Source organism: Leptotrichia wadei, assembly GCF_007990545.2.
GTDB classification, from domain to species: domain Bacteria; phylum Fusobacteriota; class Fusobacteriia; order Fusobacteriales; family Leptotrichiaceae; genus Leptotrichia; species Leptotrichia wadei.
In genome coordinates this window covers 1,719,994-1,732,349 of record NZ_AP019829.2, presented here as the reverse complement: position 1 = coordinate 1,732,349, position 12,356 = coordinate 1,719,994, and the positions used below count along the sequence as shown (strand labels likewise).

12 protein-coding genes are annotated in these 12,356 nt (G+C 30.5%); all 12 read left to right on the top strand.

Annotated features, from left to right (window positions below; translation table 11 throughout):
* Positions 1-103: 103 nt before the first annotated feature.
* The 12 genes from atpD (at position 104) to thiI (ending at position 12,324) form a co-directional block, all read left to right on the top strand.
* Positions 104-1,501 (top strand): F0F1 ATP synthase subunit beta, encoded by a 1,398-nt coding sequence (gene atpD, locus FVE73_RS08035; RefSeq protein ID WP_018498554.1) that lies wholly within the window; start codon positions 104-106, stop codon positions 1,499-1,501.
* Between the two features lie 105 nt (positions 1,502-1,606).
* Positions 1,607-1,996 carry an ATP synthase F1 subunit epsilon gene (gene atpC, locus FVE73_RS08030; RefSeq protein ID WP_018498553.1) on the top strand — a complete coding sequence of 130 codons (390 nt, stop codon included), beginning with the start codon at positions 1,607-1,609 and terminating at the stop codon, positions 1,994-1,996.
* Between the two features lie 342 nt (positions 1,997-2,338).
* Positions 2,339-3,343: a DUF4912 domain-containing protein gene (locus FVE73_RS08025; protein ID WP_232058504.1), complete on the top strand. Its 1,005-nt coding sequence runs from the start codon at positions 2,339-2,341 to the stop codon at positions 3,341-3,343.
* Positions 3,344-3,385: 42 nt separating this feature from the next.
* Positions 3,386-3,769 (top strand): lactoylglutathione lyase, encoded by a 384-nt coding sequence (gloA, locus tag FVE73_RS08020; RefSeq protein ID WP_018498551.1) that lies wholly within the window; start codon positions 3,386-3,388, stop codon positions 3,767-3,769.
* A 117-nt stretch (positions 3,770-3,886) separates the two neighbouring features.
* Positions 3,887-4,621, top strand: coding sequence for a 4-hydroxy-tetrahydrodipicolinate reductase (gene dapB / locus FVE73_RS08015; RefSeq protein ID WP_018498550.1), 735 nt, complete (start codon positions 3,887-3,889; stop codon positions 4,619-4,621).
* 257 nt (positions 4,622-4,878) lie between these two features.
* On the top strand, positions 4,879-5,283 hold the full coding sequence (locus FVE73_RS08010; protein ID WP_018498549.1) for a hypothetical protein: 405 nt from the start codon (positions 4,879-4,881) through the stop codon (positions 5,281-5,283).
* A gap of 65 nt (positions 5,284-5,348) precedes the next feature.
* On the top strand, positions 5,349-5,948 hold the full coding sequence (locus FVE73_RS08005; RefSeq protein WP_018498548.1) for a peptidylprolyl isomerase: 600 nt from the start codon (positions 5,349-5,351) through the stop codon (positions 5,946-5,948).
* Positions 5,949-5,982: 34 nt separating this feature from the next.
* Positions 5,983-7,185 (top strand): argininosuccinate synthase, encoded by a 1,203-nt coding sequence (locus FVE73_RS08000; RefSeq protein ID WP_018498547.1) that lies wholly within the window; start codon positions 5,983-5,985, stop codon positions 7,183-7,185.
* Positions 7,186-7,610: 425 nt separating this feature from the next.
* The gene (gene metF / locus FVE73_RS07995; RefSeq protein WP_018498546.1) at positions 7,611-8,486 is read left to right on the top strand and encodes a methylenetetrahydrofolate reductase [NAD(P)H]; all 876 of its coding nucleotides are present in this window, start codon (positions 7,611-7,613) and stop codon (positions 8,484-8,486) included.
* A gap of 34 nt (positions 8,487-8,520) precedes the next feature.
* A complete protein-coding gene (gene thiD, locus FVE73_RS07990; protein WP_018498545.1) occupies positions 8,521-9,333 on the top strand; it encodes a bifunctional hydroxymethylpyrimidine kinase/phosphomethylpyrimidine kinase in 813 nt (270 codons plus the stop codon).
* A 612-nt stretch (positions 9,334-9,945) separates the two neighbouring features.
* A complete protein-coding gene (locus tag FVE73_RS07985; protein WP_018498544.1) occupies positions 9,946-11,094 on the top strand; it encodes a cysteine desulfurase family protein in 1,149 nt (382 codons plus the stop codon).
* 39 nt (positions 11,095-11,133) lie between these two features.
* On the top strand, positions 11,134-12,324 hold the full coding sequence (gene thiI, locus FVE73_RS07980; protein ID WP_026239045.1) for a tRNA uracil 4-sulfurtransferase ThiI: 1,191 nt from the start codon (positions 11,134-11,136) through the stop codon (positions 12,322-12,324).
* Positions 12,325-12,356: the final 32 nt, after the last annotated feature.

Here is a 12,356-nt window from a genome sequence, read left to right as displayed (position 1 = left end):
AAAAATACCAAGAAATCTCTTTGTACTATAACTGGGAGATGAATATAGAAATATTAATAAAAATAAAAGAGCAGAATTTTAAGAAGGAGGTTAGACTTAACCTATGAATAAAGGTAAATTAGTTCAAGTAATTGGACCGGTTATTGATGTAAAATTTGAAAAGACATTGCCGGATATTTACAATGCACTTGAAATATATAATGAAAATGGCAAAAAAATAGTAGCCGAAGTCCACTCCCACAATGGAAATAACGTTGTAAGAGCAGTTGCAATGTCTGGAACTGAAGGATTAAGACGTGGACTAGAAGTTATAGATACTGGTAAACCTATTCAAGTTCCTGTTGGAAGACCTACACTTGGAAGAATTTTCAATGTGCTGGGGGAAACAGTTGATGATGGAGAAAAACTGGATGCAGATGTTTTAAGAGAATCTATCCACAGGGATGCTCCAACATTTGAACAACAAGGTACTGATTCAGAAATATTGGAAACAGGAATAAAAGTAGTTGACTTGTTAGCTCCTTACCTAAAAGGTGGAAAAATTGGACTGTTTGGAGGAGCAGGAGTTGGAAAGACAGTATTAATTCAAGAATTAATTAATAATATTGCAAAAGGGCATGGAGGGCTTTCTGTATTTGCAGGAGTTGGAGAACGTACACGTGAAGGACGTGATTTGTATAATGAAATGACTGAAAGTGGAGTTATCGACAAAACAGCGTTGGTGTATGGGCAAATGAACGAACCGCCTGGTGCAAGATTAAGAGTTGGACTTACAGCGCTTACAATGGCAGAATATTTTAGAGATAAGGAAGGACAAAATGTACTTTTATTTATTGACAATATATTCAGATTTACTCAAGCAGGTTCAGAAGTATCTGCACTTCTTGGAAGAATGCCGTCAGCTGTAGGATATCAACCAAACTTGGCAACTGAAATGGGAGCATTGCAGGAAAGAATTACATCTACAAGTACAGGTTCAATTACATCAGTGCAAGCTGTATACGTACCGGCAGATGACTTGACAGATCCGGCTCCAGCAACAACATTTGCCCATTTGGATGCAACTACAGTATTATCAAGACAAATTGCATCGCTTGGAATTTATCCGGCAGTTGACCCACTTGATTCAACATCAAGAATATTAGAGCCAGAAATTGTTGGAAATGAACATTATAAAATTGCAAGGGAAACTCAGAAAGTATTGCAAAGATATAAGGAATTGCAAGATATTATAGCAATTTTGGGAATGGATGAACTGGATGAAAGCGATAAATTGACAGTAAACCGTGCTAGAAAAATCCAAAGATTCTTCTCTCAACCATTCTCTGTAGCAGAACAGTTTACAGGAATGAAAGGAAAATATGTTCCATTAAGGGAAACAATACGTGGATTTAAGGAAATTTTAGATGGACTTCACGATGACTTGCCTGAACAAGCATTCCTATATGTTGGAACAATTGACGATGCAGTTGCAAAAGCAAGAGAATTAATGAGTGAATAATTAATTTTAAAGATTATATTAAAGAAAGCAGGGATTTAACATTCCCTGTTTTCCCATAAATTTTTTTAAATTTTTAAAAATCACTTTTAAATGGAAGGAGGCTTTATGGCAGCAGAATTTATTTTGGAAGCAGTAACTCCAGAAAGACTCGTTTTTGAAAAGCCTGTCGAATTTGTAAAATTACGTACAGAAAGTGGAGATATTGGAATACTTGCAAAGCATATTAATTACATAACAGCTATTGGTGCAGGAGAGATGCTTGTACGTGAAAAGGACAAGGAAGATGTGACATATTATCTGGAAGGTGGATTTTTAGAAGTTAGACAGGATAAAGTTGTTATTTTGGGAGTAAATATAGTTGAAACAACTAAGGCAGAAGCTGAAAGAATGGCAAGACAAGTTGCTATTGAAAAGGCAAAAAATCAAAAGTTAAAAGAAGATCGAGATATTTTAGGAACAAAAAAACGTATTCAGAGTAATTTGAGCAAAAAGTAAATTTTAAAAAATGTGTTAAAATAGTTTCAAAAAATCAAGTAAATTAAAATAAAAATATTTGAATTTCTCTTTTATTTATGATAAAATATAAACAAAGAAATAAAGTTCTTTTTATGAAGTAGTATTTGGTTTAAAAAATTTTTTAAACAAGGAATAGTAAAGAGATTCTTTAGAAAAAAAGTTAATAATAACAATTTTGTTAGATTTAGCAGTGGTATCCAGTATACCATTTATTAAGATTTAATTTTAATAATAAACTTAAAAAATATAAATTCTTATTTTTTAAGAACTGTTATAAATATTATAAATAAAAATTAAATAAATAATTAATGTAAAGGTGGAATGGGAATGGAGCAAGCAAGAAAAAATAGAAAAAGAACACATTATAGAAATTACATAAATGAAAAATTAGTTGGAAATAAAAGAAAAAGCTTTAAAAAAGTTGAAGAAATAGTTTCTTTTGAAGTTATTGAAAGAGAAATTATTGAGAGAATTTTAGTAAAATGTTTTTTAATAAAAAGAAGCAGAACGTTTTATAGAAATTTCATAAATAGAAAATTAGTTGGAAATTTTGGGAAAAAATATAAGAGAATGTTTAAATCTTTGAATTTTGACTTTGAAAAAATTTCGCCAGATCAAATAAGACGTAGATATGTAGAAACTGAAATTAACCGTTCAAAATTTGCAAAAGGTGTTGAATATGATGGAAACTCAAACCATGAGGATATTTACTTCGATAAAGCTCCATTGCCAGTAGCATATTTTGTTGATGAAATCGTGCTAATGCCAAAAAATCCTACAACATTGTTTATGTATTGGGAAATTCGTGATGATACGTATGAAAGATTATCATCAAATAATGGAGTCATTGACAATGTAGTTATAAAACTTTTCAAGGATGGACAAGAATACAGAAAAATTATAAGACATGAAAGAATAGGTTCACACTATATTACTGGCATTGATGTAAATCAAGATTATGAAGTATCTATCGGATATGAAGATCAGTACGGAAACTTTTCTGAAGTAGCTCGTTCGGTACAAGCTATAACACCAAATGACAAAGTTTCAGATAATTTTGACTTAGTATGGGGAACTGTAAGATTAGATGAAAATACAAATCAATTAATAAAATATATAAATACACCAGTTTCTACTCCAGAAGGAAGAGAACTTTTAGGAATACCTGAAGGTTCTTATGTTTCAGAAGAAAATGATGAATTTATAATTGAAGTTATAGAAAGATTGACAAAAGTTGGAGCTTCAGAATCATTAATTGAAAGAAGAGTAGTAAAAGGAAAACTTCCAGGTCTTAGACTTGATATGAGTGGAGCAAGAAGTAGTTAAAATATTCTTAAAATAAATTAAAATGAAAAGGAAGGGAATGAAATGGCTATTTTAAACATGTTGCACGCTTGCTTACGTGTAGAAAATTTGGAAACGTCTATTGAATTTTATGAAAAGGCATTTGGATTTAAAGAAGATCGACGTATGGATTATCCAGAGCATAAGTTTACTATTGTTTATTTGGCTCTTCCAGGTGAACATTTTGAAATTGAGCTGACTTACAATTACGGTCATGGACCATATACGATTGGTGATGGTTTTTCACATCTTGCAATTGCTTCAGATGATTTGGAAGGTGACAATGCAAAACATAAGGCACTTGGATATGAAACAACTGATATTAAGGGCTTGCCTGGAAAGCCAGGACATTATTATTTTGTGACAGATCCAGATGGTTACCGTATGGAAGTAATTCGTGCAAAATAAAAATGTTAAGAGCAGTTAAATAGAAATTTTGATAAAAATAATATAAAAAGACCGAGATTTTCGGTCTTTTATAATAATGGTAAAAAATTGAGTTTAAAATTATAAGGAGGTTGTTAAATGAAAATAGTAGTTTACGGTGCTGGAGTTATGGCACAATATGTGAAGGAATCTGTAATAAATTCTGGAAATGAATTTGTTGGATTTGTTGACCCGCTTGGAAATGGAGATTTTAAAAATTTGAAGGAAAATAATGTGGATTTTGATGCAATTATAGACTTTTCACACTTTAGCCTTTTGGAAGATGTGCTGGAAGCGGGAATTAATAAAAAAGTTCCAGTGTTAATCGCTACAACTGGACATTCTGAAGCTCAAATAAAGGAAATTGAAGAAGCTTCAAAAAAAATACCGATAATTAAGGCTACAAATACTTCGGTTGGAGTAAATATTGTCAATGAAATTGTAGCTTTTGCAACAAAATTATTAAAAGATTTTGATATTGAAATAGTTGAAAAGCATCATAACAGAAAAATTGATGCTCCAAGCGGTACGGCAGACACTTTGCTGGAAATTGTGAAAGAAAACTTGGATAATAATGGAAAAGATTACAGAACAGTTTATGGAAGAGAAGGACATAGTAAACGTGCTGAAAAGGAAATAGGAGTTCATGCTATCCGTGGTGGAAATATCGTGGGAGAACACACTGTGATTTATGCTAAAAATGATGAAATAATTGAGATAAAACATGAAGCATTGTCAAGAAAAATGTTCTCAGATGGTGCAGTTAGGGCTGTGGAATTTCTTTTTGGGAAGAAAGCAGGGCTTTATACTATGAAGGATGTATTGGGATTATAGGAAAAATTATTTTGAATAATTCAAAGAATTAATATTAAGGAAATTTTAGTATACAATAAAATTTAGTGTTTTTAATAATCTAAATATAAGAAAAAATGGAAAAATCAGAGAAAGTGTGTTATACTATACGTAATAAAATCGCTTTAAAACCGAACTTACAAAGTTATAACTATTTTAAGGAAGATTCCGATATTATTTAATTTTATCAGTTTGATGTTAAAGAGATTCGAATATATAAAATTAGGAGGAAACTTATTATGAAAAAAAGTATTTTTGCATTATTTGCAATTTCTATGACAATGTTTGCGGCTGGAGAAAGTAAGAAAGTTCACGAAGTAACAGCAAAACTTCAAAAGGATTCTTATTGTAATGTTCCGAAGGAAGATGGTGAATTTAAAAAGGTAGACGGCAAGGATTATTCTAGAATGGATGTAAATTTTGAAAAATGTGTGTTTGATGGAGAAACTTATGAAAATGTAAAAGTTGGAGTGATAGTTAAGGATATTGAAAAAGCTAAAAACTATTTGAAAAAATATAAATACATGCATTTGAAGGCAGGCAGAAATTTAGTCTACAACTCAAGTGATAACAGCTATTATTATACTGGTTCTTGGGCTTTTAACAATGATAAGGCATATCCAACAGTATTTAACGGAAAATAGTAAAAAGGTTTTAAGTACGCATTGAAAGTATGCAACTAAAACAAATAAGAAAAGGAGAGGAATGTATGATTAGAAAAGTATCATTGTTAATGTTGTCGTTTCTGATGATAATGATGGCAGGCGTGATATCATACAGCAGGGAATATAAGATGAAAGTAAAAATTATGACTGAAAAGGGTGATATAAATATTAATTTATTGCCTGAAAAATCGCCTGTAACTGTGGCAAATTTTGTAAATTTGGCTAAAAAGGGATATTATGATGGATTAAAATTTCATAGGGTAATTGACAACTTTATGGCTCAAGGTGGAGATCCTGCGGGAACCGGTGCTGGAGGACCTGGATACCAATTTGAAGATGAAGTTAATAATGGACTGAACTTTTCAAAGGCTGGGAAATTAGCTATGGCAAATGCAGGACCTGGAACAAATGGAAGTCAGTTTTTTATTACAACTGTTCCAACAGAATGGCTAAATGGCAATCATACAATTTTTGGAGAAGTTGTGTCAGATGATGATTTAAAAGTTGTAAAAAAATTGTCTAATGGAGATGTAATGAAAAAAGTTGTGGTTGAAGGAGATGTTGACGCATTTCTAAAAACTCAAAAAAATAGAGTTGACAGTTGGAATAAAATATTGAAACAAAATTTTCCAAATAAATTTTAATTGAATAAATTTTAAACTAGAAAGGACAAAAAATATGGCAAAAGAAAAAGTAGTTTTAGCATATTCAGGTGGACTTGATACATCAATTATCATTCCTTGGCTAAAAGAACATTACGACTTAGATGTAATCGCATGTTGTGTTGATGTGGGACAAGATGATGATATGGAGGAAGTAAAGGTAAAAGCTATTGAATCAGGTGCTTCAAAAGTTTATGTGGAGGATATGAAAGAAGAATTTGTAAGAGATTATGCATTCCGTGCATTAAGAGCAGGAGCAGTTTATGAAAACAAATATCTTTTGGGAACTTCAGTTGCAAGACCTTTGATTTCTAAGGCATTGGTAGATGTGGCTCATAAAGAAGGGGCGGCATATATTTGTCATGGATGTACTGGAAAGGGAAATGACCAAGTTAGATTTGAAACTGGTGTATTTTCATTGGATCCAACATTAAAAATAATTGCACCTTGGAGAATTTGGGATATTTCTTCAAGAGAAGATGCGATTGACTATGCACAAAAAAAAGGTATAAAAGTAAGTGCAACAAAAGAAAAAATTTATTCGAGAGATCAAAATTTATGGCATATTTCTCATGAAGGTGGAGATATTGAAAATCTTGAAAATGAGCATAAGGAAGATGTTGTATACATGATGACAACTCCACCTGAAAAGGCACCAGATAAGCCAACTTATGTGGATATTACATTTGAACAAGGATGGCCTGTAAAAGTAGATGGTGAAGCTCTAGAGCCTGTGGAATTATTGAGAAGGCTAAATAAAATCGCTGGAGAAAATGGTGTTGGAGTAATTGACATTGTGGAAAACAGACTAGTCGGAATGAAATCAAGAGGGATTTATGAAACTCCAGGTGGAACATTGCTAATGGAAGCATTAAAGGAATTAGAAACTTTGATTCTTGATAAAGATACTTTTGAGTTTAAAAAATTAGTATCACAAAAATATGCAAGTATCGCATATTCAGGACAATGGTTTACACCACTTCGGGAAGGTCTTGATGCATTTGTAGATGAAACTTCTAAAAATGTAACTGGCACAATAAGATTAAAATTATACAAAGGAAGTATAAAAATTGCTGGAAGATTTACTGATTTTGCATTGTATGATGAAGAGATTTCTTCATTTGGTGCGAGTGAATTGTATAGTCATAAGGATGCAGAAGGATTTATTAAATTATTCTCACTTCCAAATAGAATTAGAGCTTATAAAAAACATAAATAAATTTTTTTTAAGAATTTCTGGAATTAGACAATTTTAGGAATTCTTTTTTTGCACTTTTTATTTTGCCAGGAAAATCAATTTATTTTTTCAATTTGATTATAGAAAAATTATTTTAAAACTATAACTTTTAGGGTTTTGCTATAACTAAAATTTATTACAAATAAAAATAAAAAAGTATAGTTAAAAATTTTACAAAATGAATTTTTTGTAGTACAATATAAAAGAATTGATAATACAAATGTTACTTTTTATTTAAATAGCAACTTTATTATAAAATTTTATTTTTCAAAAGTATAATTTTTTTTATTAAAAATTTTTGTTGTGAAATTGAATAAAAATAGAAAACATAAAATTGAAAAAGAGTGTATTAATAGAATTTTGTAAACTTTTAAAAATAATAAAAATAATTTAAATTGGGAGGATTTATGAGAATAAAAGATTTGTTTGAGAAAAAGGAGCATTTAATTTCCTTTGAAATTTTTCCGCCAAATAAGAATTTTTCTGTGGAAAAATTAAAGGATGTAACAGATGAATTGGTACAATATAAGCCTGATTTTATTAGTGTTACTTATGGTGCAGGTGGAAAGACTAAAGGTGGGACTATTGAAATGGCTTCACATATTAAAAATAATTTGAAGACGGAAGTGTTGGCTCATTTGACTTGCGTTGGAAGTAAAAAAAGTGAAATTAATGATTATTTACAAGAGGCAAAAAAGTGTAATATAAAAAATATTTTGGCACTTCGTGGAGATGTTCCGCAAGGGGAAACAGAAGAGATTTATAATAGAGGAGATTATAAATATGCTTCAGAATTGATTAGTGATTTGAGAAAAAATAGTGAATTTAATGATTTTTCAATTGGTGGTGCGTTCTACCCTGAAACTCATTATGAAAATAATGATTTAGTTGACTTATTTCATTTAAAGAATAAAGTTGAAGCTGGTACTGACTTTTTGGCTTCTCAAATGTTCTTTGACAATGATATTTTTATAAAATTTAAGGAACAGGCTGAAAAACTGGATATAAAAGTTCCGTTAATTGCAGGAATTATGCCAGTTACAAATGCAAAACAAATAAAAAGAATTATAGAATTGTCAAAATGCTCTGTACCTGAGAAATTGGATAAATTACTGGGAAAATATGGAGATAATCCAGAATCTATGAAAAAAGCGGGAATAATGTATGCAAGTGAACAGATTATAGAATTACTGGCTTATGGAATTAGAGGAATTCATATTTATACGATGAATAAGCCTGAAATTGCTAAGGAAATTGTGAAAAATATTGAATTTGCAAGATAATTTAATAAAAAAATATAAAATAGGAGGTAGCAAAATGTCTATAAAAAAAGTTTTAACAATTGCAGGATCTGATACAAGTGGAGGAGCTGGAATACAAGCTGATTTAAAGACTTTCCAGGAAAGAGGAGTTTATGGAATGAATGCCCTTACAGTTATTGTTACGATGGATCCACGAAATAGATGGGCTCACAAGGTTTTTCCAGTTGAGTTGAATGTTATTAAAGAGCAAATTGACACTGTTATAAATGGAATTGGAGTAGATGCATTAAAAACTGGAATGCTTCCAACTGCGGAAATTATTGAATATGTGGGTTCTGTTTTAAAAGATTTGAAAAATCCGATTGTTATTGATCCTGTAATGGTTTGTAAAGTAACTAGCGGATCAACTGAAAATCTTTTTCCAGAAAATGTAACTGCAATGAAAAAATACTTATTGCCTTATGCAACTGTTGTTACACCAAATTTATTTGAGGCAGCACAATTAGCTGGAATAGAAAAGATAAATACGATTGAGAAAGCAAAGGAGGCGGCAAAAAAAATATATGATTTAGGTGCAAAAAACGTTGTAATCAAAGGAAGAAAGTTTTTTGCAGGAGATAAATCTGTAGATATTTTATATGATGGAAAGGATTTTGAATTTTTTGAATCTGAAAAAATAGATACAGAATGGAATCACGGAGCAGGATGCACATTCTCAGCTTCAATAACTTCAGAAATTGCCAAAGGGGCGACAGTATCCCAGGCAGTTGCTACAACTAAAAAATTAATAGCGGAAGCATTAAAACAATCTTTTAAATTAAATGATTATACTGGACCGTTGAATCATAAGGCATTTGCATTAAAATAATATTTTGAAGTATGAAAAACTAAAGAATAAAAATAATTTGGAGAAAATTTATTGTAATTGGATTTTACAGTTGATTTTCTCTTTTTTTAAGATATATTATTTATTTTTATTTTAAAATTTTAAATGTATTCTTGTAATACTATTTCCCATTTAAACAGAGAACGGATTATAAATTCTTTTCCAAGCAGTCATACTATTCCCCGTTTAAAAAGCGAATATTTACTTTAATTATTTAAGAATAAATATCAGGTTTAATCTGCTAAAAAGATTTACAATGTATTCGTTATTCAAATGGAGTTTAGTATTAAGTCCTCTTGTCAGTATTTTTAAACAAGGTTTAGTATAAGAACTTTATTTTTGATAATTTTTTCAAAATATAGTATAATGTAAAAGTAAATCAAATATTGAATAGAATTAGGAAATAATATAATTTTTTATGAAATAAAAAAATAAAAATTCATAAAAGTTAAGATTGTAAAAATTAATCAGCATTTAGTATTTATTACAGTAGAAAATTAAGGACTTTTATTGGAAAATAATAGAATATTGTGTTAATTGGAGTTTTAGATTTTTACAAATGATTATATTAATAAAAATTGATAAGGAGGGAGAATGATTTATTTAGATAATTCTGCTAGCACAAAGCCGTATAAAGAAGTTATAGATGTGCTAGTTCAGACAATGGAGGAAAATTATGCGAATGCTGATGCGATTCATGATTTTTCTCATAAAATTTTTTTGAAAATAAAAAAGGCTAGAAAAATTGTGGCTGATTATCTAAAAGTGGAGGCTGACAGAATTTACTTTACAGCAGGAGGCGGAGATGGAAATAATCTTTTGCTGCAAGGGATTGTTAATGCGAATTCCCGTATAAAAAAGCATATGATTACGACAAAGATTGAGCATCCATCTGTCTATGAAGTATTTAGGCATTATGAAAATGCTGGATTTGAAGTTGACTATCTGGATGTTGACAAGGATGGATATATAAATTTAAAGCAATTAGAAGATTTGATTCGTGAAGATACGATTTTGGTTTCTGTGGGTGCTGTAAATAGTGAAATTGGAGCAATTCAGGATTTGGAGAAGATTTCTAAGATTATTTGGAATAAAAATAGGAATACATATTTCCATACTGATTTTGTGCAAGGATTTGGGTGTACAAATATAAAATTTGATAAAATTTCTGTGGATGCGATAACGGTAAGCGGTCATAAAATTCATGCACCAAAGGGAATTGGGGCGATTTATGTAAATAAACGTGTTAAAATTGCTGATGTAGTTTTTGGTTCAAATGTGGAAAATGGGATTGTAAAAAGAACAATGCCGACAGAATTGATTCTTGCATTTGCGAAGGCTGTGGAAATTTTGTCAAAAGAGGATAAAAAAGATATGAAGCATTCTCAAAATATAAAAAAAATGCTTGCTGATAAAATTTGTGAAGAAATTACAGATGTTAAACTTAATTCATCGCTTGATCCTGAAAAATCGAGTCCAAAGGTTTTGAATGTTTCTTTTAAGGGGACAAAAGGTGAAGTGCTGACACATTTTTTAGGAATGTATCAGATTTATGTTTCTACAGGTTCAGCTTGCTCTTCTAAAAAAGGGAATAGCAGAATACTGGAAGTTATGGGGCTTAATCAGTCAGAACTGGATGGGGCGATAAGATTTAGCTTTTCAAGTGAAAATACAGTGGAGCAAATTGATGAAGTTGTAAAAAGGCTGAAGGAAAGTGTAGAAAGAATTAGGAAAATGAGATAGTTTTATTATAAATTTAGATAAAATATGGAAAGGGAAAAAATGAACAATTATACTGACAAAAATTTATTGAATGCAGTGGGACTTTCTTATGGGGAGTTGTCGTTAAAGGGAAAAAATAGAGGGCAGTTTGAAAAAAAATTACGAAATAAAATTAATAAAGTGTTGAAGGGGTTTGAATATCAATTGTTTGATGATTTGTCAAAATTGTATGTTTTTATAAATCCTGAGAATTTAGATGAAATAACAGATAAATTAAAAAAGGTTTTTGGAATTGTGGGGCTTAATCAGTCGGCTAAGGTTGAGAGAAACGATGAATTTATTAAGGAAAAGGTGCTGAAGTTTGCAAATTATGCTTATGAACAAGGGGCTAGGACGTTTAAGATAAAAGTTAATAGAAGCAATAAGGGATTTGAGAAGAAGTCTATGGATTATGCACGTGAATTGGGAGCTTATGTGCTTGTAAACAGTCCCTTTGAAAAGGTTAAGATGAATGATCCTGATGTTATGATAAATGTTGATATTAGAATAAATGTTTATATTTATACAGATAGAATAAAAACTTATGGGGGACTTCCACTTGGATCAACTGGAAAAGGGCTTGTGCTTTTATCTGGAGGAATAGATAGTCCTGTTGCTTCTTTTATGATGGCAAAAAGAGGAATGCGGTTAAATTTTGTAACATTCCATAGCTTCCCATTTACAAGTCAGCAGGCTCTTGAAAAGGTAAAGGAACTGACAGATATTTTATCGCTTTATGTCGGAAAAACAAGACTTTATTCATTAAATATATTAAAAATTCAGGAAGCAATAAATACACAGACAAAAAAAGACCTGGCTACGATTTTAACAAGACGTGCTATGATGCGTCTAGCTGAAAGAATATCGAATACTATGCGATATCAGGCTTTAGTTACAGGAGAAAGTCTTGGACAAGTTGCTTCACAAACAATGGGAGGGCTTACTTGTACAAATGCTTCGGTAGAAAAATTACCAGTATTTAGACCGCTTATTGGGATGGATAAAACGGAAATAATAGAAATTGCGAAGGAAATAGAAACTTATGAAAAATCTATTGAGCCATATGAGGATTCCTGTGTAATTTTTGCACCAAAACATCCAGTTACAAATCCTAAGTTGGAGGATGTATTGGCTGAAGAAGAAAAAATTGAAAATTATGATGAAATTATGAATGAAATTTTTGAAGAAAGAGAATATTTTAATTTTGGGTAAAAATAAATTTTAAATTAAATAATGGAGAAAAT